This is a genomic window from Halorientalis regularis (assembly GCF_023698535.1).
Lineage (GTDB): Archaea > Halobacteriota > Halobacteria > Halobacteriales > Haloarculaceae > Halorientalis > Halorientalis regularis.
The window spans coordinates 181,347-205,522 of the sequence record NZ_JALJCL010000004.1 but is presented as its reverse complement, the minus strand read 5'-3'; the positions used below and the strand labels follow the sequence as shown (position 1 = coordinate 205,522).

23 protein-coding genes are annotated in these 24,176 nt (G+C 68.4%); 9 read left to right on the top strand and 14 right to left on the bottom strand.

Annotation, left to right across the window (positions count from 1 at the left end):
* Window position 1: 1 nt before the first annotated feature.
* On the top strand, window positions 2–1,090 hold the full coding sequence (locus tag MU521_RS06830; protein ID WP_092689014.1) for a DUF7972 family membrane protein: 1,089 nt from the start codon (window positions 2–4) through the stop codon (window positions 1,088–1,090).
* Here MU521_RS06830 and thrS read toward each other — a convergent pair.
* Both thrS and MU521_RS06820 read right to left on the bottom strand, forming a co-directional pair.
* The gene (gene thrS, locus MU521_RS06825) at window positions 1,087–3,009 is read right to left on the bottom strand and encodes a threonine--tRNA ligase (protein WP_092689011.1); all 1,923 of its coding nucleotides are present in this window, start codon (window positions 3,007–3,009) and stop codon (window positions 1,087–1,089) included. The genes MU521_RS06830 and thrS overlap by 4 nt on opposite strands.
* Window positions 3,010–3,096: 87 nt before the next feature.
* Window positions 3,097–3,819, bottom strand: a complete 723-nt coding sequence (locus MU521_RS06820; protein WP_092689008.1) for a MinD/ParA family ATP-binding protein — start codon at window positions 3,817–3,819, stop codon at window positions 3,097–3,099.
* A 168-nt stretch (window positions 3,820–3,987) separates the two neighbouring features.
* On the opposite strand from MU521_RS06820, the gene MU521_RS06815 reads away from it, so the two are divergent.
* Complete coding sequence (locus MU521_RS06815; protein ID WP_092689005.1) at window positions 3,988–5,505, top strand: glutamate-cysteine ligase family protein; 1,518 nt, start codon at window positions 3,988–3,990, stop codon at window positions 5,503–5,505.
* A gap of 19 nt (window positions 5,506–5,524) precedes the next feature.
* Here the strand turns inward: MU521_RS06815 and MU521_RS06810 are convergent, their stop codons facing one another.
* Window positions 5,525–6,568 carry a dipeptide epimerase gene (locus MU521_RS06810; RefSeq protein WP_092689002.1) on the bottom strand — a complete coding sequence of 348 codons (1,044 nt, stop codon included), beginning with the start codon at window positions 6,566–6,568 and terminating at the stop codon, window positions 5,525–5,527.
* Window positions 6,565–7,578, bottom strand: coding sequence for an N-acetyltransferase DgcN family protein (locus tag MU521_RS06805; protein ID WP_092688999.1), 1,014 nt, complete (start codon window positions 7,576–7,578; stop codon window positions 6,565–6,567). Before MU521_RS06805 ends, MU521_RS06810 begins: the two co-directional genes overlap by 4 nt.
* A 61-nt stretch (window positions 7,579–7,639) precedes the next feature.
* Between MU521_RS06805 and MU521_RS06800 the strand changes: the two genes are divergently transcribed.
* The gene (locus tag MU521_RS06800; RefSeq protein WP_092688996.1) at window positions 7,640–8,971 is read left to right on the top strand and encodes a preprotein translocase subunit SecD family protein; all 1,332 of its coding nucleotides are present in this window, start codon (window positions 7,640–7,642) and stop codon (window positions 8,969–8,971) included.
* Here MU521_RS06800 and MU521_RS06795 read toward each other — a convergent pair.
* Together MU521_RS06795 and MU521_RS06790 are read right to left on the bottom strand one after the other, a co-directional pair.
* Window positions 8,964–9,851: a Vms1/Ankzf1 family peptidyl-tRNA hydrolase gene (locus MU521_RS06795; protein ID WP_092688993.1), complete on the bottom strand. Its 888-nt coding sequence runs from the start codon at window positions 9,849–9,851 to the stop codon at window positions 8,964–8,966. The genes MU521_RS06800 and MU521_RS06795 overlap by 8 nt on opposite strands.
* 25 nt (window positions 9,852–9,876) lie before the next feature.
* Entirely contained in the window at window positions 9,877–10,263 is a 387-nt protein-coding gene (locus MU521_RS06790) for a DUF5802 family protein (protein ID WP_092688990.1), read from the bottom strand.
* A gap of 281 nt (window positions 10,264–10,544) precedes the next feature.
* Here MU521_RS06790 and MU521_RS06785 point away from each other — a divergent pair, with 281 nt between their 5' ends.
* Together MU521_RS06785 and MU521_RS06780 are read left to right on the top strand one after the other, a co-directional pair.
* Window positions 10,545–11,567, top strand: a complete 1,023-nt coding sequence (locus MU521_RS06785; RefSeq protein WP_092688987.1) for an ICP22 family protein — start codon at window positions 10,545–10,547, stop codon at window positions 11,565–11,567.
* Window positions 11,568–11,613: 46 nt separating this feature from the next.
* The gene (locus MU521_RS06780; protein ID WP_092688985.1) at window positions 11,614–12,267 is read left to right on the top strand and encodes an ArsR/SmtB family transcription factor; all 654 of its coding nucleotides are present in this window, start codon (window positions 11,614–11,616) and stop codon (window positions 12,265–12,267) included.
* Here MU521_RS06780 and MU521_RS06775 read toward each other — a convergent pair.
* Window positions 12,264–12,827, bottom strand: coding sequence for a DUF8526 domain-containing protein (locus tag MU521_RS06775; RefSeq protein ID WP_092688982.1), 564 nt, complete (start codon window positions 12,825–12,827; stop codon window positions 12,264–12,266). The genes MU521_RS06780 and MU521_RS06775 overlap by 4 nt on opposite strands.
* Window positions 12,828–12,917: 90 nt before the next feature.
* On the opposite strand from MU521_RS06775, the gene gatD reads away from it, so the two are divergent.
* On the top strand, window positions 12,918–14,165 hold the full coding sequence (gene gatD / locus MU521_RS06770) for a Glu-tRNA(Gln) amidotransferase subunit GatD (RefSeq protein WP_092688979.1): 1,248 nt from the start codon (window positions 12,918–12,920) through the stop codon (window positions 14,163–14,165).
* A gap of 1 nt (window position 14,166) precedes the next feature.
* Window positions 14,167–15,108: a GNAT family N-acetyltransferase gene (locus MU521_RS06765; RefSeq protein ID WP_092688976.1), complete on the top strand. Its 942-nt coding sequence runs from the start codon at window positions 14,167–14,169 to the stop codon at window positions 15,106–15,108.
* 21 nt (window positions 15,109–15,129) lie between these two features.
* Here the strand turns inward: MU521_RS06765 and MU521_RS06760 are convergent, their stop codons facing one another.
* From MU521_RS06760 to MU521_RS06750, 3 genes are all read right to left on the bottom strand, one after another.
* Window positions 15,130–15,408, bottom strand: coding sequence for a ubiquitin-like small modifier protein 1 (locus MU521_RS06760; RefSeq protein WP_092688973.1), 279 nt, complete (start codon window positions 15,406–15,408; stop codon window positions 15,130–15,132).
* 115 nt (window positions 15,409–15,523) lie between these two features.
* On the bottom strand, window positions 15,524–16,717 hold the full coding sequence (locus MU521_RS06755; RefSeq protein ID WP_092688970.1) for a TrkA C-terminal domain-containing protein: 1,194 nt from the start codon (window positions 16,715–16,717) through the stop codon (window positions 15,524–15,526).
* Window positions 16,717–17,949, bottom strand: a complete 1,233-nt coding sequence (locus MU521_RS06750) for a potassium channel family protein (protein WP_092688967.1) — start codon at window positions 17,947–17,949, stop codon at window positions 16,717–16,719. The genes MU521_RS06755 and MU521_RS06750 overlap by 1 nt, the downstream gene beginning before the upstream one ends.
* Before the next feature lie 92 nt (window positions 17,950–18,041).
* Between MU521_RS06750 and MU521_RS06745 the strand changes: the two genes are divergently transcribed.
* Window positions 18,042–19,211 carry an NAD-binding protein gene (locus MU521_RS06745; RefSeq protein WP_092688964.1) on the top strand — a complete coding sequence of 390 codons (1,170 nt, stop codon included), beginning with the start codon at window positions 18,042–18,044 and terminating at the stop codon, window positions 19,209–19,211.
* A gap of 3 nt (window positions 19,212–19,214) precedes the next feature.
* Here the strand turns inward: MU521_RS06745 and MU521_RS06740 are convergent, their stop codons facing one another.
* From MU521_RS06740 to MU521_RS06725, 4 genes are all read right to left on the bottom strand, one after another.
* Entirely contained in the window at window positions 19,215–20,846 is a 1,632-nt protein-coding gene (locus tag MU521_RS06740; RefSeq protein ID WP_092688961.1) for an HPP family protein, read from the bottom strand.
* 52 nt (window positions 20,847–20,898) lie between these two features.
* Complete coding sequence (locus MU521_RS06735) at window positions 20,899–21,624, bottom strand: guanosine phosphorylase (protein WP_092688958.1); 726 nt, start codon at window positions 21,622–21,624, stop codon at window positions 20,899–20,901.
* A gap of 45 nt (window positions 21,625–21,669) precedes the next feature.
* The gene (locus MU521_RS06730; protein WP_175452785.1) at window positions 21,670–22,326 is read right to left on the bottom strand and encodes a hypothetical protein; all 657 of its coding nucleotides are present in this window, start codon (window positions 22,324–22,326) and stop codon (window positions 21,670–21,672) included.
* A gap of 290 nt (window positions 22,327–22,616) precedes the next feature.
* On the bottom strand, window positions 22,617–23,441 hold the full coding sequence (locus tag MU521_RS06725) for a DUF63 family protein (protein WP_092688955.1): 825 nt from the start codon (window positions 23,439–23,441) through the stop codon (window positions 22,617–22,619).
* Window positions 23,442–23,520: 79 nt separating this feature from the next.
* On the opposite strand from MU521_RS06725, the gene deoC reads away from it, so the two are divergent.
* Window positions 23,521–24,156 carry a deoxyribose-phosphate aldolase gene (deoC, locus tag MU521_RS06720; RefSeq protein WP_092688952.1) on the top strand — a complete coding sequence of 212 codons (636 nt, stop codon included), beginning with the start codon at window positions 23,521–23,523 and terminating at the stop codon, window positions 24,154–24,156.
* Window positions 24,157–24,176: the final 20 nt, after the last annotated feature.

The window sequence follows — 24,176 nt, the reverse complement described above, 5'->3', positions numbered from 1 at the left end:
TATGCCGGACTCCGACGGCGACAGTGGGCAACCGAGCGACACGATGCGCCAGCGGGTGCCCGAGAACAGCGCCAAGTTCTGGTTCATGCTCGTCGCGGATCGGTGGGTCGTGACGACGCTCATTTCAGCGGCCATCCTGTTCGGGGTGATCGTGTTCGGACTCGTCGCCCCGGCTCCCCCGTTCCGGCTCCTGACGAACGGCGACCCACTGGAGACACTGTTCCAGGCGATCATCGGTGCGACGGTCACGGGCGTCACGCTCGTGTTGACCCTAAGTCAACTGGTCCTCTCACAGGAGCAGGGGCCGGTCGGCGACCAGCGCGAGCGCATGGAGGGTGCCATGTCGTTCCGTCGCGACGTGGAAGACGTGATCCAGGAGCCGGTGAGCCCGGCCCAGCCCTCCGCGTTCCTCCGGTCGCTGGTGAAACTCACCCGGCGGCGCGCACAGGCGGTCCAAGAGGCCGTCGACGACATCGACGACGAGAACCTCGCCGAACAGGTCGAAATCTACGTCGACAGTGTCGAACAGAACGCCGACGCGGTCACGAGCAACCTCGAAGGCGCACAGTTCGGGGAGTTCGACGTGGTGTTCTCGGCGCTGAACTACAACTACTCCTGGAAACTGTACGCCGCCCGGCGTATCCGGGCCGAATACGAGGACGTGTTGACCGACCCCGCGACCGAGGCGTTCGAAGAACTCGTCGACGCGCTGGAGCTATTCGGGCCGGCACGGGAACACTTCAAGACGCTGTACTTCCAGTGGGAGCTGACGACCCTCTCGCGAACCATCCTCTTCACCGCGGTTCCGGCGCTGATCGTCGCGATCGGCATGCTCCTGTTTTTCGAGGTCAGCACGATCACGTCGACGACGTTCGGCCAGACCGACGCGCTCTATCTCGTGGCGCTGGCGGTGACGATATCGCTGTTGCCCTTCGCCATCCTGCTGTCGTACATCATGCGGATCGTCACGGTCACGAAACGGACGCTGGCCATCGGCCCGTTCGTCCTCCGGGAGACCGACCGGGAGCGCGATCTGGACTGGGGCGATACGGAGACGAAAAGCGGCGACAGCGCGGGTATCGACGACTAATCGAGGAAGTCCGGTTCGATCCGCTGTTGGCCCACCTCGTCGTCGAGGTGCTCGCGGAAGGCCGTCGGGTCCACGTCGTTTGCCTCCCGTTCTTTCCGGTCGCGCACGGAGATGGTCCCCTCGCCTTCCTCGTCGTCACCGAGGATGAGCATGTACGGCACCAGGTCCTCGTGGGCCTGACGAATCTTCTTTTTGACCGTCCAGGAGCGTTCCTCGATGGTCACGCGGTAGTCGCCAAGTTCGCGTTTGATCTCCTCGGCGTAGGGGATGTGGTCGTCGCTGATCGGGAGGATGCGCACCTGCTCGGGCGCGAGCCAGGTGGGGAACTTCCCGTTGTAGTGTTCGGTCAGGACCATGAAGAACCGTTCGTAGGAGCCATACAGCGCGCGGTGGATCATCACCGGCCGGTGTTCCTCGTTGTCCTCGCCGACGTAGGTCAGGTCGAACCGCTCGGGCATGTTGAAGTCCAGCTGGACCGTCGGCCCGTCCCAGTCCCGTCCCAGTGCGTCCTCGAAGGCGAAGTCGATCTTCGGCCCGTAGAAGGCCCCGTCGCCGTCCTCGACGACGTACTCCATGTCCGCGCTGTCGAGGACCGATCCGAGCTGTGATTCGGCGCGCTCCCAGATTTCGTCGCTCCCGACCGACTTGTCCGGGCGGGTAGCGAACTGCACCGTGTAGTCCAGATCGAACGTATCGAGGATGTCGAGAATGATGTCGATGATCGCCTCGACCTCGTCTTCGATCTGGTCCGGGCGGACGAACAGGTGGCCGTCGTCGATAGTGAACGACCAGACCCGCGAGAGGCCGGAGAGTTCGCCTCGCTGTTCCTTGCGGTAGACTTTCCCGTCCTCGAAGTACCGAACCGGGAGGTCACGATAGGACCACTGCCCCTGATCGAAGATGGTCGCGTGGCCGGGACAGTTCATGGGCTTGAGCCCATACTCCTCGTCGTTGACGTCGAGCAGGAACATGTCGTCGACGTAGTTCTCGTAGTGGCCCGACTTCTTCCAGAGTTCGGTGCGGAAGACGTGGGGCGTCTCGACCTCGCGGTAGTCGTTCTCGCGGTTGAGGCTGGCCACGTAGTCCGAGAGTTCGTTCAGGATCGTCTTCCCGTTCGGATGGTAGAGCGGCAGGCCCGGGCCCGTCGTCTCGTCGATGGAAAAGAGGTCCATCTCCTGGCCGATCTTGCGGTGGTCCCGTTCCTGGGCCTTCCGGCGCTGCTCGAGGAACTCCTCCAGATCGTCCTCGGAGGGGAAGGCGGTGCCGTAGACGCGGGTGAGCATCTCGTTGTCCTCCTCGCCGCGCCAGTACGCGCCGGAGATCTCCAGCAGGGAGAACCCGCCGATCTCACCCGTGGATTCGACGTGGGGCCCCTGACAGAGGTCGTAGAACTCGCCTTGCTGGTAGAACTGGACGGGGTCCTCGCCGGCCGCCTCGTCGTCGAGGATCTCCCGTTTGAAGCGGTTGTCCTCGTAGCGGTCGAACGCCTCGTCGCGGGCGACCATGTCCCGCTCGATATCGAGGTCTTCATGGATGATGTCGTGGGCTTCCTCCTCGATGGCTTCGAGGTCGTCCTCGTCCAGGTCGACGCCGGCGATGTCGTAGTAGAAGCCGTCGTCGGTCCAGGGGCCGATGGTGAGTTTCGCCTCGGGATAGAGTCGTTCCAGGGCCTGTGCGAACACGTGGGCCGCGGAGTGGCGGAGTACGTCGAGGTACTCGTCGGCGCTCGGTGTGACGATCTCCACGTCCACGTCCGTCTCGATGGGGGCGTGCTTGTCGACGAGTTCGCCGTCGACGACCCCGGCGACGGTGTCCCGACCCAATCCCGGTCCAATCTCGAACGCGACGTCCTCGACCGTCGACCCCTGCTCCATCTCGAGGGTCGACCCGTCGGGGAGCGTGACCGTGACCTCGCTCATACCCGTGGCAAGTCGGCACCGCGGGATAAGTGTATTGAGAGCCGGGCGACCAGTCCGAGGTCGCCGAGCCGACAGGAATCGGCTCGATCAGGACTCGACGGGCCGTTCGACCGTCGGGTCGTCGATTCGGTCGGCGAGTTTCGTCCCGAGGCGACGGTAGGCCTGTGCGGCGTAGCTATCCGGCGAGGTGACCACGAGCGGTTCGTCCGCCGTCGCCTCGTCGTCCTGTGGCACCACGCCAAGGATCTCCTCGCCCAGTTCGTCGCCGACCGCGGACACGTCGATGTCGTCGCGCACCTTCGTCAGGACGGCCCCCACGATCGACCCGTCGACGCGCTCGGCCAGGTCGCCGACCTTCTTGGCGTCGGTCAGCGACACTTCGTCCGGCGTCGTCACGAGGACGATGCCGTCGGACATCCCCGCCGGCACGAGCGTCTCGTGGGAGAGCCCCGCGCCCGTGTCGACGATGACCGCCTCGTAGGAGCGTCGCAGTGCCCGCAGGACCGGCCGGAGGTTCGACGGATCGGCCTCCGCGAACGACTCCAGCGTGCCCCGCCCGGCCAGCACCGACACACCCCGAGGCCCCTCGGCGATGGCGTCGCCCAGCTCGGCATCGCCGGCCAGCACGTCGTGGAGGCGCGGTTCGTGATCCAGCCCGAGCAGTTCGCTCAGGTTCGTCATCCCCAGATCCGCGTCCACCACGATGGTCCGTCGGCCGGCCGCTTGCAGTGCGATCGCCGTGTTTACGGCCGTCGTCGTCTTGCCCACACCGCCCTTGCCGCCCGCAACCGTGTACACGTCCCCAGCCATGAGTTATCGACAATACCTTCCGATAACTCAAATAAATATCGTGGGTAAAGAAAGGTGTTTTAAATAAAGCGGGGGTGAAACGTGTTCGGTTCCCCGGCTCGGCGTGGTGGTTCGGCGGGCGCGGGCAATCCGCAACACTGAATCCCTCGCTCTCGGGATTCTTTAGCAATGACCGATCCGGTCGAGCTGGTGGGGCAGTCGCTCTCTCCGGCGACGCGGGACGCATTCGAGGACCGCGTGGACGAGCAAGCGGAATTTCTCAGAACGGCGCTGGAGCAGGGCGACCTCGACACCGAGGGGTTCGCTATCGGGCTAGAACTGGAAGTGTACGCCGTCGACGACGGCGGGCGACTCACGACCATCCCCGAGGGTGTCTTCGAGGCGTGCAACAAGGAGCTGGGGCTTCACAACGCCGAGTTGAACACCGATCCGGACCCGTTCACGGCCGACGGGCTCGACGCACAGGCGCAGGCGCTGGCGGCCCAGTGGGAACGGGCACAGGCCGCGGCCCGCGATCACGGCTGTGACCTCGTACTGGACGCGATGTGGACGACGCCGCCGGCCGAGGGGAGCGTGGCGTATCTCGGCGATACCGACGACCACGACGGGACCGACCTCCCGGCGAACATGCGGCCGGTCCCGCGGTACTGGGCCATCGACCGCCACTGCGTGAACCTGGCCGGCGGGGCCGTCCCCTTCGACGTGCCCGGCGCGACCGTCGAGTTCCCGACGATCCTGTTCGAGTCGCTGGCCACGTCGATTCAGCCGCACGTCCAGATCCCCGACGCCACCGAGTTCCCGCGGTACCACAACCTCGGCATCCGGACGCTCGGCCCGGTGCTGGCGCTCGCGACCAACTCCCCGTTCCTCCCGGGGGACATGTACGACGACGGCGTCGACCCCGAGACACTGCTCGACGAGACCCACCACGAACTCCGGATCGCGGCGTTCGAGCAGTCGGTCAACCACACCGACCCGCCGAAGGTTCGCGTGCCCGACGACCTGGAGACGGACACCGACGCCGTCGATTACGTCGTCGATGACCCACTCCTGGCCCCCTTCCTCGCGGAGTGGGTCGAGGGAGCCGAGGAGGGCTTCACCGGCGAGATCTGGGAGTTCGACCACAAGCGTGGGACCTTCTGGCGCTGGCTTCGCGGGGTCATCGGCGGCGATCACGTCGACGGCATCGGCGGCCGCCGCTCGATCCGCATCGAGTACCGCCCGCTCCCGACCCAGCCGTCGATCCGTGACATCGTGGGCTTTCAGGCGCTCGTCGGCGGCCTCCTCCGGGGCCTCGTCGCCGCCGACCACCCGCTGGGCGACCTCGACCACGACGCCGCGGAACGGAGTTTCTACGCGGCCGTCGAGAACGGGCTCGACGCCGAACTGGCCTGGATCACCGCGGACGGCGAGCGGACCGATGACAGCGAGATCATCTTCCCCGAGGTCTTCGAGTTCGCTCGCCGCGGGCTCGCCGAGCAAGGCATCGACGACGCCACCGCGGACCGCTACCTCGGTCCACTCGAAGCGCGCTGGGACGAGCGGACGACTCCGAGCCAGTGGAAGATCGGCCGTGCCCGCGCAGAACTGGACGCGGGCGCGAGCCTCGACGAGGCGCTCGCGACGATGCAGTCGGAGTACGCCCGGCTGTCCCGGGAGCACGATACCTTCGCCGACTGGCTCTGAGGCCGGCTCGCCCGCTCGCTCACCGCTCCTGCGCACCCGTCCCCACCCGGTCGACCCGCGACAGGTCGATCTCGCCGCCCGGCATCTCGATACCTTCGAAGGCATCCTCGGCGAGCAACAGCGCCCCGTCGAGGTCGGCGTAGTCGGAAAGCGGCGTGAGGTGGGCCGCGGCCGCGATGGACGCGTCGGTCTCGGTCATGCATCCCAACATCACGTCAAGCCCGCACGCGCGGGCGGCGTGGCACATCCGGAAGACGGGCCAGACGCCGCCACTCTTCGTGAGTTTCAGCACCACGATGTCGGCGGCCTCGGCGACACGGGGAACGTCGGCGGGGACCACGCAACTCTCGTCGGCGGCGACCGGCAGGGGGCCGTCCTCGCTGACCCGGGCCAGCCCTGCGAGGTCGTCGGCCGGAACGGGTTGCTCGACGAATTCGATGGCCTGGTCGGCGAGAAATCGGGCCATCGTCACGGCCTCGTCGGCGTCCCAGGCCCCGTTGGCGTCCACCCGGATCGTCGCGTCGGGCACCCGGTCGCGGACGGCCCGGACGATCTCCCGGTCCCGGTCGGTCCCGAGTTTGAGTTTCAGGATTCCGTAGGTCTCGGCCGCGCGTGCCGCCCGCTCGGCCATCCGGTCGGTGTCGTCGATGCCGACGGTGAACGAGGAGGTGATCGGGCGGTCTGGATCGAGGCCGAGGAGCCGATAGAGCGGGAGGTCGACCCGCTTCGCGGCCAGGTCCGTCAGCGCGATACTGACGGCGGCCCGGGCTCCCGGGAGCGCGGTGGGACCGCCCGCGGCGGCGGCGAGTCGGCGCGCGATCCGCTGGCGGTTGTGCGGGTCACAGTCCGCGACGGCCGCCAGCAGGTCGGGGAGCGCGTCGGTGATCGCCTCGCGGGACGGGCTGTAGTAGTCGGCCGGGGCCGCGCCGCCGACGCCGCGATGGCCCGCCTCGTCTTCCACCCGGACGACGACGTTCTCGGAGACGGTCGTCGTTCCACGGGAGATCCCGAAGGGTTCGTCCAGTTCGAGGTCGTGCCAGTCGAAGGCGGTGGCGAGAGTCATCGCACTGCATCGAGCAGTTCGTCGGCCCCGAAGCGAACGGGGTCGGTCGCGGGCGCGTCGATGGCCGTGGCGTACTCGACGACCGCCTGGTTCGCGTCGGCGTCGGCCAGTCCGCTCGTGTTCAGCGCGCCGGCGGCCACGGTTGTGTCCGCGACGGGCGCGGCCAGATCCTCGTACAGCGAACGGACCTCGGCGACGGGCGGGATAGGGAACTCCTCGTAGCCGTGAATCGCCTCGCGACCGGCCTCGTGACAGAGGACGAGCGCGTCGGGCATCGCCCCGTGGAGGATGCTACAGGTCACCGCCGAGTAGGCCGGGTGGGTGATCGACCCCTGGCCTTCGACGACCAGCAGGTCGTGGTCGTCGCCGCGCTCGCGGACCAGCCGCTCGACCGCGCCAGCGACGAAGTCGCTCGGGACGCGGTCGACGACGATCCCCCAGTCCTCGATCAGGACGCCGGTCTGGCCGGTCGGGATCAGGGCGGCGTCGATCCCCCGCTCGCGGGCGGCCGCGACGAGTTCGGCGCTCGTAGTCATCTTCCCGGTCGAACAGTCCGTCCCGACGGTGAGTACCACGTCGGCGTCGACCTCGCGGGCGCGACCGTCGGCGACTGACAGATCCGCGGGCGGCCGGCGCAGGTCCCGGAGGGAGACCCCGTGGTCGTCGGCGAGGGCGGCGAACTCGTCGTCCTCGGCGAGGAAGTAGTGCAGGCCGGAGAGCACGTCACACCCGCGTTCGATGGCCTCGCGCACGTCGGGTCGCCAGGACTCGTCGAAGTCACCGCCGATGGGGGCGACCCCGATCACCATCGCATCGACGGGCTCAGGGACATCGTCGATGCCGGCGACGATTGGGGCGTCCTGCACGTCCGGGCGGTGGTCGGCGACCCGCTCGCCGGGGCGGTCGCGGTCGAGGACGGCGGTCACGTCGTAGTCGGCGTATCGGAGGACGCCGACGGCGGTCTTGGCGCGGTCGGGGAACCGCTCGTGGGCGAGAACGGCGACGTTCATACCCGACCCGTCTCGTGGCTCGGGCATAAACACTACACCCATCTTTTTGTATAGATATTGCGTGACAGTTCGGTATGCGCCGTCTAACGACAGCGCTCCTGGTGGGGGCATCTTAGTACTCACACTCGTCGCCACGCCGGCGGCGGGCGCACAGTCCACGACCGACGGAAACGAGACGGCCGTCGGCGTCGAAATTAACACCTGGACCGTCACGGGGCTCGCGATAGACGAGAACGCGACGGAGCGGACCCGTCGAACCGTGGCCGCGAACCTCAGCGTTCCGACCGACAACGTCCTGTTGCAACCGGCGAACGGGACGGCCGAGGTGTTCGGTCCGAACCTGTCGACGGCCGCCATCGCGGACGGGGTCGCCGCGGCCGGGTTCTCGCCGAACGCGGTGCGCCGGGGAGCCACCGACCGGACGCGGACGGCCGTCGTCCGGGTCCTGCAGGCCAGACTCGATATGCGGCGGATCGACGCGACCGCGAAGACCGTCACCGTCGACGGCATTCCACACGTCGTCGTCACGGGCGCGAACCGAACCCAGGTCGGTGCGATTCTCCGGAACCAGGGTCGAATCGAGATCATCGCGCACTATCCGGCCACGACCAACGGGCAGACGGTCTACCGAGAGACGACCATCCTCGAAAACGAGGACTTCGTCCGCATCGGGGAAGCCCGAGCGAGTCGGGCCTTCACGGATCGGCCGACCGTCGAGGTGTTCCTCGGCGTCGAAGCGGCCCGTGAAGCCGCCGCGACGGTGAAACGCGCCGGGTTCACCGAGGATGGCGTCACGGCCTGTCCCGACGACGCGGCCGAGAACCCCGACACGGCCCAGGGGTACTGCATCTACACCTACTTCAACGGCGAGTTCGTCTCCGCGCGGTCGCTGGGCGGGGACATCGCCTGGGCCATCAACTTCCAGGAGTACGACGAAGACCCCTCGGTCTTTCTCATCGCCCAAACCACGGCGGAAGCTCGACAACTGGCCGCGACGCTCCGTAGCGGCGCGTTCCCGGTCCCGCTGTCGGTCACGCCACTCTCGGACTCGGTCAGAGCAGCCGCACTCGAGACGGACTCACCTGTCGACGAAGGGACGGTCGACACGCCCGACACACCCACGGCCGATACACCGGACGACGTGACACCGAACGAACCGACCGACTCCGCTCCCACGACGGACGAGACGCCCGACACGCCTGACGAGCCCGCAACCGACACGACCGCACCCGAGAGTCCGACCGACGCCAGCACCACGACCCCCGAGTCGACCGACAACTCGACGGGCGTGGTGACGGTCACCGACGCGGTCGGCCCGGGTTTCTCGCCCGCGACGGCCCTGGTCGCCCTGGTCATCGTGAGTTGCGGTCTGCTCGCGACCCGGCTCAGATAGCACGCAACTGCACCGTCCAGAAGTCACGGAAGGCATCATTCAGCGCGGGTTCGGGGTCCCCGGTGGCGTCGACCGTGGCGGTCACGTCCGCCACCGACGAGAACTCCGTGAGGACCGTCCGCTCGCCGACGACGTACAGCGGGTCGGTCGTCCGCTCGTCGAGCGCCTCCAGACAGCGATCGACGTGCGAGTCGATCTGTTCGTCGCGCAGTCGCTCGAACCGGGCCTGCGAGAACCCACCCTTTGAGTGTTGGCTCTTGAGATCGGAGTCGAAGCCGTGGAACGCGGTCCGCTCGCGGCCGTCGTACTCGCCCATGGCGAACAGGTCCGACCGGATCAGTGCGAGGGTGAACTGGGCATCGGGTTCGAACCAGGTCCGGTCGAACTGGAACCCGTCGCCCCACTCGGCGAACGGGTCCGGTGGGGCCGGGACCGAGAGGGTCGCGCTGACGAGGCCGGCGTCGTCGGTCACCGCGAGGCAGGGCGTCGCCTCGGATACCAGCGTCGCACGCTTCCCGAAGCCGTCACGCACTGCGTCGGGGGTGTCGTCGGCGACGTAGGCCGTCAACGCGCCCTCGGGACCGGTGTCGACCGATTCGAGGCGGTCCAGCACCGCAGTCAGACGCTCATCCCGAAGCTGTTCGCGGCGGCGGTAGTCGAGCGACGCCTCCTCGTCCTGGAGGCGGTCGACGGTGCCCTCCAGATCGGCGATCCGGTCTTCGAGGCGGTTGGCCCGCTGTTGAGCCTCCTGTCGAGCGCTGGCAGCGTCGGCGCGGCGCTCCTGTTCGGCCTCCAGTTGTCGTTCGAGGTGGCGCTTGTCCTCCTCTAGCTCCGCGATGCGCTCTTTGAGGTCGGCACGCCCCAGCAGCTCGTCGAGCATCACCGGACAGGACAGCGGAGGGGGCTTAAATTGCGGGGCCGCCCGGGCCGTCCTCGAGGTCGTCGACGGCGACGCTCCCCCCAGTCATGGTCAATAACTGTCGGGCGCGGTCGGCCTTGGCCAGCAAGACCTCCGTGAGCGCCGGTGGGTTTCGGACGCGCGTGTCTTCGAGCACCGACGGTGGCACTGCGAGTGTGTCCTGTGGCACGTCGTCCGCGCCGGTCACGGGGAAGTGTCGTTCGTCGACTTTCATCACCAGCGGTCTGTCGAGTCGCTCGACGCCCTCGCCGTCGGCGTAGAGTTGCTCGTTGACGCGCTCGTGTTGGTCCCGACTGATGGCTGCGGTCTCACTCTCGCCCGGCGTCACGTACAACCGGCCGAGGTAGTACCCGCTCGAAAACCGCTCAAACATGCTATACGGTGACACCTACCACATCACCGTAGAAAAACCTTGGCCGGAGCCCTTATGTCGTCGCGCTTTCAGCGGGTTTCGGGCGTCGGGGCGCGCGGGGACGGGAAACGCGGGCGGCGAGAGTGTCGTCGCCGACGGGTCGACTGGGGCGGTTTCGGGAGCGGACGGTGGAGCGGGGCGTGTAAACGCTATTGGACGGTCTGGGGTCGTGAGAGGGGTCGGGTGAACAGTGAGAACGGATCTCCGCTTTTTTGTGGGTTACCGGTATAGATACGGTCAGTATGAGTGCTCGTGGGACACTGTTGGCCGCGGTCGCCGTCGTGGTCGGCGTCGCCCTGGTCGCCGTCCCGGTGTTCGGTGCCGTCGGCGGCATCGCACCGGCCAGCGACGGGGCGTCGGCGGTCCAGACGAACGGAACCAACGAGACGGCGAGTAACGTGAGTCTCGGGGCCCGGATCTCCTCGTTCATGCAGGCGAGCAGCGCGGAGACGGACAGTTCCGTCGAGGCGGGGATGTGGGCCGCCGAGTTCAACCGGTCCGAGGCTGACGAGCGGCCGGCCGTCGTCCAGTCCCGCATCGACCGACTGGAGCGCCGGAGCGAGCGGTTGCGCGAGCGCATGTCGGACCTCCAGGCGAAATACGAGAACGGTACGATCCCACGGGTGGCCTACAGAGCACGGGCGAGCCGGCTCACCGCGGAGCTGAACGCGCTCGACGAGTCGATCAACGAGACGGGCGACCGAGCGCGGGCCGTGGGTGTGAACACGTCGCAACTCGATCGGCTCCGGACGCAGGCCCGGAACCTGAGCGGGCAGGAGGTCGCGGCCGTCGCGCGTGAACTCGGCGTGGGTCGGCCAGATCACGCCGGCCCGCCGGAAGACAGGGGGCCCGGTAACGCTGGACCGCCCGACGACCGAGGCCCGGGACAGGCTGGCCCGCCCGAGGGTGTGGGGCCGTCGACGAACGTAACGAACGACGACCAGCCGGGACCGCCGGCCGACCGCGGCCGGCACGACGGGCCACCCGGTAACGAAGAGACCGAACCGTCGACGGACGGTGAGTCACCGGCCGACCGGAGAGCAAACAGCAGTGATCGCGGATCGGCAGGCTCGGCCGACGGATCCGACGACGCGGACCAGGGCGACACCGCCGACGACACCGGGAGCGGAGCCGACGAGGCGGGCAACGGTGCCGGCGAGGCGGGCGGTGGATCGGCCGCTGGCTCGGACAGCCCCGGAAACGGCGGACCTGCGGGCCCCGCCGGGGGTGGCGACACCGGCGGCGGACCGCCCGGCCGCACCTGACCGCGGCCAGTTAGCCTTTTCACTGGTCATCGCTTACGTTCGGTAAATGGATTCGGCCGAGTTACTCAACCTCCTGGGAAACGAGAACCGCAGACGGATCCTGCGGCTGCTCGCTCGGAAGCCCTGCTACGTGACCGAGATCAGCGAGTACCTCGGCGTGAGTCCGAAAGCGGTCATCGACCACCTCCGGAAACTCGAAGAGGCCGACCTGGTCGAGAGCCGGACCGACGACCAGCGACGGAAGTACTACTTCATCTCACAGAACCTCCGGCTGGAGGTCAGCGTCTCGCCGTACGGGTTCGGGGCGAAAAGCGCCTACCCCGCGAGCCAGAGCCTCGACGTGACCGCCAGCTGTCGCCACCTGAAAATCGACGTGAGTACGCGTGATCCGAGCGATATCCGCGACGTGGCGACGGAACTGGCGCGGCTCGAACAGCTGGAAAACGAGCTGTCGATGGCCCAGCGGTGGGTCCAGGGGCGACTCGCCGCCGTCATGGAACAGCTCGGCGAGAAGCTGGACGTGGACGACACCCGCCTCTACGCCGACGTATTGAGCGAACTGGTCGAGGAACCGGCGACCACTGACGAGATCGTCGAGGGCGTCGAAGCACCCCCACCGGTCGTCCGCGAGGCGCTGGCCGAACTCGAGGAGAACGATCTGCTCGCCCGCGACGGCGAGCAGTGGCGGCTCACCGACTAGAGGTCACGGGTCAGCCCGGACCGCAGGTCCCGGCCGAAGTAGTGCCCGAGCAGCGCCGCGAGGACACCGAATCCGACGCCGACGGCGACGAGCGGGACGCCCGGTCCGACCGCCGTCAGGACCAGATTCCCGAGCAACCAGCTGATCCCCGACGCGAGCGCGCCGCTGGCCGACGCCTCGACGTAGCGGGACCGCTCGCCCGCGAGGCCGGCAGCGAACGTCGCCGCGGCGATCCCGACGAGTCCGCCGATAGAGCCGAAGGGGAGGACCGTGCCCGCCAGCAGCATGCCGGCGACGCTGGTGACCAGCAAGAGCAGGAACGCGCGGAGCGAGAACAGCCCCTCGAAGGGCGACCGCAGACGCGACGCGACCGCGCCGAACGGCGCACGGACGGCCGCCCCGAGTCGGCCGGTGAGGCCGGAACTGCCGGTCTCGTCCGGCGTGGACGGCCCGGTGTCGGTCTCGACCGGTGGCTCGTCGTCGAGTCCGAACGACGCCTCGTCGAGTGGCTCCTCGACGGACTCGTCCGGCCGGGTCCGCTGGTCGGAACGTTCGGCCATAGGAGACGTTCCCCGCGGGGCGACGTGAGTCTTTTCCCGCGGGCCGGTCGGAAGGATGGTTTCAAGTCCGGGCACGCGGTACGCTCGGGTATGAACCCAGGGGACCGGGTCCGCGTCGAGCGCGCGGACCAGAGCTACGAGGGCGTCTTGCTGCCCTCGACGACCGCCGAGAACCTCGTCGTCAAACTGGAGAGCGGCTACAACGTCGGCGTCGACCGGGACGCGGCGTCGGTCGAGGTACTCGAAGCCGACACCTACGACGTGGAAGGCGCACAGGACGCCGAGGGCGAGTCGGCCATCGAGTTCGACGACGACCTGCCGACGATCTCGCTGATCTCGACCGGCGGGACCATCGCCTCGACGGTCGACTACCGGACGGGCGCGGTGACCGCCCAGTTCGACGCCGAGGACGTGCTGCGGGCGGTGCCGGACCTGGCCGGCCGCGCGAACTACCGCGGCCGGGTCGTCGCCAACATCCTGAGCGAGAACATGACGCCCGGCGTGTGGCAGGACCTGGCACGCGCCGTGAACGAGGAGATCGAGGCCGGCGCGGACGGCGTCGTCGTCATGCACGGCACCGACACGATGCAGTTCACCGCCTCCGCGCTGGCGTTCATGCTGGACACGCCCGTCCCCATCGTCTTCACGGGCAGTCAGCGGTCGGCCGACCGGCCGTCCTCGGACAACGTGATGAACGCCGTCTGTGCGGTCGAAGCGGCGAAATCCGACTGCGCCGAGGTCATGGTCTGTATGCACGCCGACGAGGCCGACGAGCGGTGTGCGCTCCACCGGGGCACCCGGGTCCGGAAGAACCACACGTCCCGGCGGGACGCCTTCGAGACCGTCGGGGCGAAGCCACTGGGAGAGGTCGATTACGACACCGAGGAGATCACGTTCCGCCGCGAGTACGCCGGGCGCGGCGAGACCGACCTCACGCTGCAGGACGACCTGGCGACCGACGTGAGCCTCGTGAAGTTCACGCCCGGCACCGACCCCGCGATGCTCGAAACCGCGGCGGACGGCGCGGCCGGCGTCGTCATCGAGGGGACAGGACTGGGCCACGTCGACACCGACTGGATCGAGACGGTCGAGGCCGTGACCGACGCGGGCACCACCGTCGTGATGACCAGTCAGTGTCTGGAAGGGCGGGTCTGTGATCGGGTGTACGACACCGGGCGCGACCTGCTCGACGCCGGCGTGATCGAGGGCGAGGACATGCTCCCGGGGACGGCGAAGGTGAAGTTGATGTGGGTGCTGGCGAACGCCGACGACCCCGCCCGGGCCATGCGAGAGTCCCTGGCCGGCGAGATCCGGGCCCAGTCGCGGCCCTGGACCTGAGATGGCCGACGAGAGCGGCGAGAAGGCGGTCGATCCGACCGTCCGCGTCAGGCAGGCCCGCGCCGACGACCACGACGGGATCGTCGCCTTCACCGAGGACACCTGGCCGGACCGCGACGTGAGCGACTACCTGCCTCGCGTGTTCCCCGAGTGGGTCGAGAGCGACGGCCCCGACCAGCGGACGTTCGTCGCGACGGTCGACGGTGACCCCGCGGGCGTCCTGCAGGGCGTCATGCTCTCCGAGTACGAGGGGTGGGCGCAGGGGATGCGCGTCGCCCCCGACGCCCGCGGGCTGGGTCTGGCCCACCGACTCACTGGGGCGGTCTTCGACTGGGCAGCCGAGCAGGGCGCGGCCGTCTGTCGCAACCTCGTGTTCTCCTGGAACGCACAGGGGATTGGGACCTCGCGGGGCATCGGCTTCGAGCCGGTCTCCGAGTTCCGGTGGGCCCACCCCGAACCCGACGCCGGTGCGAGCGTCGACACGGACCACGAGATCACCGATAACGCGGACGCCGCCTGGAGTTGCTGGCGACGGAGCGACGCCAATCGGGCGCTTCAGGGGCTGGCGCTGGCCCCCGACGAGTCCTGGGCCGTCCGGGAACTGACTCGCGCGGACCTCCGGCGACTCGCCGACGAGACCGCCGTGTTCGCGGTGCAGGAGGACGGCAGCGGGACCCGCGGGATGGCCTACAGAGTTCGGGACTACGAACCCGGCGAGGGTGACGCGCGAATCGCCGAGTACGGCGTCGCCGCGTGGGCGGACGTGCCCGCCGCTCGGACGTTGTTCGCCGCGATCTCTCGGGACGCCGCCGCGGTCGGCGCGGACCGGACGCGCGTGCTGATCCCCGAGACTGCCCGGGCGGTCAGCGACGCCGCGTACGCGGGCGTCGAACTCGGCGAGGACCCCGATTTCGTGCTGGAAGCGGACCTGAGCGGGCGGTGACAGCACGCGTCGGTCCTAACTTCATCCGCCGCTGACCGGCGGGAACAGTGCGAGTTCGTCGCCCGCTTCCAGTTCCGTATCCCGGCCCTCGCCGGAGACGAAGGGGTTGTCCCCGTTGTGGAGGACGCGGATGTGGTCGCGCAACTCGCCGTCGTCGTTCAGCACTTCCTCGGCGAGTTCGGGATTGGCCTCCAGCAGTGCGTCGAGCGCGTCGCCGAACGTCGCGCCCGGCTGTACGTCGACCTCGACCTCGGACTGACCGACGACCTCCTTGAGACTGGCGAACAGCTTCCACTCCATACCCGGAGGAGCGGCCGCGGCGGCAAAAGCCGTTGCCCTTCGGTCGTCGACCTCGCTGCTCGCGGGCTCGCGCCCGCTCGGACGGACACCGGTTCTCCCAGGGTCGAACCGCCCGTCAGTCGTCGTCGCTCGTGTCGGCCGCTTCGACCCGCGTCGCGGCCGGGTCGGCCCCCTTTGCGGCGGCTTCGAGCTTGCGGAGCCGTTCGGGTTTGGCGACCGCGTAGACCGCGTCCTCGACCGCGAGGACGTGGTTCCGGTTCGGGAGCGCCTCGATGCCGCCGTCGGCCGGCCGAATCGCGATCACCGCCACGTCGAGCGAGCCGATAGGCTGGCCCACCAGCGGGCTCCCCGTCTCGACCTCGACGACGCTCATGGTCTCCTCGGCGGCCCGCAGGAGGGAGGCGAACTCCCGGTCGGTCCGGGACTCGACGGGCAGCGTGATCAGGCGATACTCGGTCTCGGCGTCGAGTTTGGGCGTGTCGGCGGCGTCGACGGCCAGGGTCACGGTGTCGCCGGCGATCCCCCGCACTTCGGCGGTCGTGACCCGCTCGAAGGGGGCGGGTCGCCACACCTGCACCACGTCACCGGAGCTGGCGGCGAAGGCGGGGTCGGCCTGGACAGCGACGGCGGCGGTCTCGGGCGGGAGCGTCGGGCCGATCCCCGCGACCCGCGCACCGATGGCGAGGTACTCGACGGTGCCGTCGTCGGCGAGGTCCACGTCGACGTGGCCGACACCGAAATCACCCTTGATCCGGGTCCGCAGGCGGTCTTCCAGATCCGCGACGGTCAGCCGCTTGGGAAAGAGGAAGGTCCGGCCGGCGAGTTGCTCTTTGGTCTCGGCGGCGACGGGATCGTAGCCGACGATGTCGTCGATCTCCTCGGGGAGGTCGACCGCGATCACGCGGCCGACCGCCTCGACGACGCGACTGACCTCGCCTTCGACGCTCGTGCTGCCGGTCGCGGCAAAGAGGTCGTTGCCGAAGCGGTCGCCCACGTCGACGGCCCCGGCCGCGACGAGACTCGCGACGACGACGGCCGCGATATTGAACAGCGCGGTTTCCGGCGAGAGGGGGTTGGTACCGCCAGTCGTCGGCGCGATGACCTGGCCGAGTGCCGTCATCGTGTTCAACGAGACCGCGACACCGCCGAGTCCCACCAGGACGGGGAGGCCACGCTGGATCCGGTCGCGCGTATACCACCGGTACAGCAGTGCGACGATTCCCGAGAGGACGCCCGCCAGCACGGCCAGGCCGACCAGTTTCGCGAGTGCGAGTACTAGCCGGTCGAACAGCGTGACCGTCTGGACCATCACGCGACCACCTCCGCGAACGCGTCGAGGTTGTCGGGCGGCCCGACCGCGAACACCTCGTCGCCGCCGGCGAGCGCGGTCGTCCCCTGTGGGACCAGTTGCCAGCCCGTCGGTTTCCTGACAGCCAGTATCGCCACACCGTGTGTCTCCCGGGCGCTGGCAGCCCCGAGCGTCACGCCGTCGAGGGCACTCTCGGCGGCGACGGTGAACCGGCGGAACCGCTTGCCACTGCGCCGGAGCAGGGAGATGAGTTCGTACTCCAGCCGGGTTCCCCGTGCTTCCACGACGACGCGGGCCCGGTCGGCCCGGACCAGCGGCTCCGCGTCGGTCCGGGTGACCGCAGCCGTGAGTCGCCCCTCACCGCCAGCCGTCGTCGGCGCTCGCACGGCCCGCGGGGTCGACTCCGCGTCGTCGTCATCGACGTGTGCGGGCGTCGTCGGCGCAGTCAGGCGCTTGTCGGCCGCCGGGTCGGCCGATTTCGCGCTTACGACCGTTCCACTGACCTGCGCGTCGGCCGTGATGAGCGTCACCTCGTCGCCCCGGGCCAGCCCGGTCGGAATGAGGGCGTCGACCGACACGGCCCGCTCGCCCGCCGGGACGCGCTTCGAGAGCCCCGAGAAGGGCGGTGCGGCCGCGACCGACGCCCGGCCGCGTTCGTCGATGGTCACCGTCACGTCCCCGAGGTCGAACTCCGTCCGGAGCCGTTCGGCGACCCGTTCTTCCAGTTCCGCGACACGCAGGTCCGCCGGGAAGGTGTACTCGGCCTCGCGGATCTCGGTCCGGAGGTCGTCGGACAGCGGCGGGTACCCCTCCATGTCCGACACGTCGCCGACCACGTCGATACGGACCTGACCGCCCGCCACGAGGTCAGCGAGATCCCGCGAGAGCGTGCGCTCGCGGAGTTTCGACAGTGAGAGTTTCCGGGGGGCGTTCGCGCCGAGCTGGTCGCCCTTGGCGTGGGCGTACAGCGACAGCGCCGTCACCACCAGGATGGCGGTCACCAGCGTCGGTGCGTTGGTCGACTGGGTGACGGTCGGATCCGCGAGCGCCAGCAAACCGCCGCTGACGCCCGCCAGCGCGACCGCAAGCACAACCACACCGAACCCGGGGATGGAGACGCCGGTGAAGTATTTGAATCCGAAGCCGAGCGTCCACGCGACAAGCGAAGGGATGATACCAGTGAGAAAGCCGAGATAGATGCCCAGCAGAACTTCGACTGGGAGCGAGGCCATGGACTGGCTGGGACCGCCTCGTACAAACCAGTACCGCCGGATGGAGCGTCCGGGTCGGCGGTTTTATCCGCGCTCACGTCGGACGGAGGAGCATGGCGTCCCGGCGCGTGTTGCTCGGTGCTCGTGTGACGATGGTTCTCGTGACGCTCGTCGCGGTGCTTTCGTTTACGACTGGCGTCGTCAAAATCGGGACCACCGGCGTCGACGAATCGGTCGCGGCGTACGTTCCGGAGGATCTGGAACGTGCGGCCGGGTTCACGGGCGCGCTCACCGGATTTCTGATGCTCGGAAGCGTCCTCGGACTCCGCCGCGGACTTCGGGTCGCGTGGTACTCGACCGTCTTGCTGTTGCCCGTGACGGCGGTCCAGGGACTGGCCCAATCCAGCGTGGCCTCGACGCCGCTGATCGCGCTCTCCCTGCTCTCGATTCCGTTCGTCTTGCTCAACTACCGCCGGTTCGACCGGCAGATCGACCTGTCGACGACCCAACTCGCCGCGACGGCTGCCCTCCTCGGCACGATGGTCTACGGGACGGCCGGCACCTACCGACTCAGCGAGGACTTCAACAACGTCGAGACCATCCTCGACGCGGTGTACTACACCATCGTCACCGCCAGCACGGTCGGGTACGGCGATGCGATTCCCACCACACAGCAGGCCCGCCTGTTCTCGATCTCCGTGTTGATCCTCGGGGTGGCGAGTTTCACGCTCGCACTGGGGTCGCTACTCGGCCCAGCCATAGAAGCGCGGTTCGCACAGGCACTCGGTACCATGACAGAACGACAACTCGAACTGCTCGAGGACCACGTGATCGTCCTCGGCTACGGCGACCTGACGGAACCGATCATCGACGAACTCGACGGCACGGTCCCCTTCGTCGTCATCACTCCGGACCAGGAGGCGGCGGCGGAGCTCAACGCCCGCGACATCGCGGTGCTGTCGGCCGATCCCAGCGACGAGGCACCGCTCCAGCGCGCGAGCATCGAGGACGCCCGCGCGGTCGTCGCGGCGACCAACAACGACGCCAACGACGCGCTGGCGATCCTCACCGCGAAGTCACTCAACGCCGACATCCGGGTGGTCGCGGGCGCGACCGACCGCGAGAACGTCGAGAAACTCAGACGCGCGGGTGCGGACACGGTCATCAGCCCCGCAGTCATCGGTGGCCACCTGCTGGTCGAGTCGGCGCTGGGCGACGAGAACGTCGAGACCGTTGCCGACCAGTTGCTCGACAGTTCCGGCGGGAGCGCGGCCGGCGAGTGATCCTCAGCGGTTGCGGTCGACGATAGCTACGTCACAGTCCAGATCGCGGATACGCTCGAAGGTGGGCGGCGAGACCAGCCGCGAGGCGCGACTTCGATCCGTGCTCGCGCCCATGAACACCAGATCGTAGTTCGTCGCGTTCGCCGACAGGAAGTCCTCGATGGGAGCACTCGAAACCCGCGTTTCGAGCGAGCCCTCGAAGGGCTCGACCAGATCCGAGAGCATGTTCTCGGCGCGGCGACGGTTGCCGTCACCCTGCAGGCAGTTGGCGACGCCGACGTGCCCGGTCCGGCCGGCCAACCGGAGCGCGAAGTCGATCATCGCGTGGGCCACGTCGCCGGCCCGACGGACCGGCACGAGGACGCGGTGCCAGCGCGTCCGCCCCGCACAGGAGCGATGGACCAGCACGTCCACGTCGCCCCGAAAGAGGAGTCGAACGAACGGCGAGAGACTCCCGTGGCGCTGTTCGTACGGCGTCGCGATCAGATCGCAGTTGGTCTCGTGTGCGGTCGAGATAACCGTCGACGCGGGCGTCCCGCCGGCCGTGGCGACGACGACCTCGCAGGGGACGCCGACTTTCGTCTCGACCTGTGCGGCCTGTTCCTCCAGTCGTTCGACGGCGCTCGATGCGGCGCGGTGTTCGGCCATCTCGTCGAGCGTCTCCGCGTCGAGTTCCTCCTCGGAGGCCGCTGAATCCGAGTCGCCGGCGTCGATGCCCGCCTCGGGGTCGTCGGGACGGCTACCCTCGGACCGTGGCTCCGACGAGGGCCCGCTCGCATCACTCGCGGGACCACCGTCCATCCGAACTCCAGCCGTTCCGTCGAGCAGTTGTCGCTCGGCGGCGGCTACCTGCTCGTCGTCCACGACATCCAGCAGGACGACCTTCCCGGCTTCGTGGGCGGCGGCGAGTTTCGCGGCCAGCATCGCCGTCGCCTCGGCGTCGTCGGTCCGCATCGGTACCAGCACGTGGTCGTCGCCCTTCGTCGACTGGTAGAGATAGCGGGCCCGCTCCTCGAAGAAGGTCTCCCGCCAGAGCAGGAAGACGCCGGCGACCAGCGTCGAGGAGACGAGGACGCTCCCGACGTAAGCCAGCCGCGGCGTCAGCGTCACCGACAGGCCCGTCACCACGTCGAGCGTGATCGAGTTGGCGCTGCTGACGTCGATGACGTGGACCAGCAGGGCACTGGAGTACGCGGAGGCTTCCTCGACCGTGAGCAGCCAAGTCACCAGCCCCGTGAGGAAGACCGAAAACGCCGCGGCACCGGGATCGACCGTCGTTCGCCCGGGTGCCGCCCACAGGGCGGTCGCGACACCGTACGCGAGCCAGCCACAGAACGCGCCGACGGTGAGGCCACCGACGAACCGCGTCGGCGAGGCGAACTCGCTCTCCGGTCTGGCGAAGAGCATGTACGTCCCCGAGGCCAGCGGCGGAAAGAGCAGGAAGGGCAGCACGGAGACGGCGTTCGAGATCCAGGTGACCGCTGCGATGAGCAGGGGAACGAACACCAGCACCGACAAGTGGACCAGGTTGCGGGTGTTCTCGAGCCAGCGGCGGATCGTCCACACTTCGCGGCGCTCGAACCGGCGGACCCGCGCTCGGGCCGCGGCGAGTCGCTCACGCACCCGGTCGCGCATACCCACCCCTTTCGAAGCCGGACACAAAAACCGCGCGCCGATCCCGTGACCGCTACAGCGCCGTCGCGGCGTCGAGCGCGATCCGGATCGCCCGCTCGACGTTGTTTCTCGCCTTCTCGGGGAGTTCGTCGTCGTCGGTCTCGCCTTTCTGTGTCCCCTCGACCAGGTTGCCGTCGACGGTGCAGATCGCGCCGGCGGCCATCCCCTTCCGGCGGGCCAGCGAGAAAATCGCTGCCGCCTCCATCTCGACGGCCAGCAGGCCGGCGGCCTCCCAGGCCCGGACGTACTCGTCCGTCTCCGCGTAGAAGGCGTCGTCCGTGGCCACCGGCCCCACGTGTACGTCTTCACCATTGACTTCGGCCTCATCGACGAGCGCCGAGAGAACGTCGTAGTCCGGCACCGCGGGCACGGTGTCGGCCTCGTAGCGGCCGGTCGTTCCCTCGTCTTTGGCCGCGCCGGTCGCGACGACCATGTCGCCGATTTCGATCCCGGCCTGGAGCGCACCCGTGGTGCCGACCCGGATCACGGTCTCGACGCCGACGGCGTGGAGTTCCTCGACGGCGATGGCTGCCGACGGGCAGCCGATACCGGTCGAACAGATCGTGAGGTCACGGCCCTCGTAGGTGGCGTTGACGACCTTGTACTCGCGGTTCTGTGCGACCGTCGTCGCCTCGTCGCAGGCGTCGGCGATGCGGTCGACGCGCCCGGGGTCGCCCGGCAGGAGTGCGACGTTCGCCAGGTCGCCCGGTTCGACCAGCAGATGTGGCTGTTTGGCCATACGTGCCATTCAGCCAGCGGCTACAAAACGGACGGGGATCGGCGCTCAGGACTTCGAGTCGTCCCGACCGAACAGGCGACCCACGGGTCCCATGAACTGCGCGAGCGAGAGGTCGGTCGACTCGAAGAACCTCTTGGCCCGGTACGCGCCCCGTGCCGGGAACCCGATCAGGAAGAAGACGAGTGCCGTCAGCGACAGGGAGATCGCTGACACCGGAAGCAACGACTGGGGCTGGACGATTCCATCGACCAGCACGAGGCCGAACAGGAAGATTCCCGCCAGGATGGAGTGACGGCCCAGACTGCCGATGAAGGCCCATCGCGGACTCTCCGTCTCCAGTGGCTCCGTGGTGTCCTCGGAAGCCGGCGGCGTCGTTTCCGCCGGCTGTGCGGGAGCAGCAGGCCCGGTGGGCGTCGGTCCCGGCTCGGGTTCGGCTGCGACGTCCGGTTCGGATTCCGATTCGGGCGTTGCGCGCCACCACACGCGACCGACCCCCACGTCCTTCGAGTCCAGTTCGTCCCGGTCCACGAGGTCCTCCAGCCGGTTCAGCGTCGCACGCTTCCCGATTGGAAGTTCCTCCGCGACTTCCGAGGTGGTCAGGACAGGGTCGTCCGTCCCCTCGAAGACGCCCAGAATGTTCTCGTCCCGCGCCTTCTGGGCGGGTGCCCGGGGATACTCCTCGGAACCGGAGTCTGAGGGCATGGGAATCCATATTTCAGCCATGCGCATTAATCTTGGGGAGTTTAGATTACGGCTCTATCTGCTCTTGACCCGAATTTCGTCCTTACGAAGTAAGGTTCACGAGCAGTAACCTTTATACTCTCGGGGGAATATGGATACGATGAGGGCGCGGGGGAAGGCGGAGCACGCCACTCCAAGCAAACACCACGCGTCCGAACCCTCACCGGACGAACCACGCCCAACACCACGGGGTTGACCGGTACCGACCCTCACTCTCGTTCCCTTTCGGAAAATACGCCGAACAGCGCCGCTCAGAACAGTCCAGCGGCGGCAAACAGCAACAGATTGTGCGTTCCCGGCCCGAGTCCGACGGCGGCGACCACACCGAGGGCCGCGTTGCCCTGGGCGGGATCTTCCTCCACGAAGTCGGCGAACAACACCAGAACCGCGGCCGCGATCAGGAGTTTCACCAGGACGAACAGCCATCCCTTACCGACGACCGACGCCGTCGGCAGGGAGCCGGCGAACTCCATGATCGCCGCAGGGACCGGGCTTCGTTCGCCGCTCCCGAGCAGATCGACGCCGACAGCCGTCGACACACCGTCGAGCGCGTGGCCGAACACGACGACCACGCCGAGCGTCCCGGTTCGGGCGGTTACGGTCGGGCGAACCCGGTCGAGAATGGCATACGTCACGACCGCGACGACGACAGACGCGATCAGCGCGGCGACGGGCAACGCCGGCGCGAGCGTGCCCCGGGCCGTGGCCGTCTGTACGACCAGCGCGGCACCGGCAAGGGTCGCCACACCACCGGTCGTGGCGAGTGCGGGCGGGACCCCTCGATCCGCGAGGATCAGTCCACCCCAGACCGTCCCAGCGGCGAGAAACGTCGTCACGTACACTGTGGGGGCCGAGAAGAGTGGAGCGATGGCATCGGGGACCGCTTCCAGCTGGTAGAGGACGTGAAACGCCGCACCGGCCGCCATCCAGGGCGTGAACGCGACGACGAGTCGTTGCGTGACCGGCGGGCGACGGGTGAAAAGCACCGCGCCGACGGCGAGACCGGCGACCGCCAGACCGAGCAGATACGCCAGGCCGGGGACGACCAGTCCTTCGGGCAGTATCTGGAAGAACATGCCGGAGGGGGTTGCGCGGCGGCCGAAAGCCTTCCGGTCGGCCACGTCGATTTTTATCCCACGGGCCGCTATCGGATGCATGGACGTTCCCGGGCAGATCGACCACACGGTGCTGGGACCGGCGACGACGGGCGACGACGTACTGGCCGTCCTCGACGAAGCCATCGAGTACGGCACGAACGCCTGCATCCCGCCGTGTTACGTCGAGATGGCGTCGAGTTACGCACCCGAGACGACGGTCGCGACCGTGATCGGCTTCCCGCACGGACAGCACACGCCGACGGCGAAAGCCGAGGAAGCCGAGTTGGCCTGGGAGGCCGGCGCGGACGAACTCGATCTGGTCGCCAACGCCGGCCGCCTGCTCGGCGGCGAGGACGACGACTATCGGGACGAAATCGCCGAAGTCGTCGCGGCGACGCCGCTGCCGGTGAAAGTCATCGTTCAGGCCCCACTGTTGTCGGACGCGAAGCTCGAACGGGCGGGCGAACTCGCCGCCGCGGCCGACGCCGATATGCTCAAGACCGCCACCGGGTTCGGAGATGGCGGCGCGACGGTCGCCGACGTGGAACTGCTCAGTGAGTTCCTGCCGGTGAAAGCCAGCGGGGGAATCGGGTCCTGGGAGCGCGCGGAAGCGATGTTCGACGCCGGAGCCGAGCGTATCGGGGCCAGCAGCGGCGTCACCATCGTCGAGGAGTGGCGAACGGCGAGGGAGTAGGATCCGTCGCGTTTTTGCTC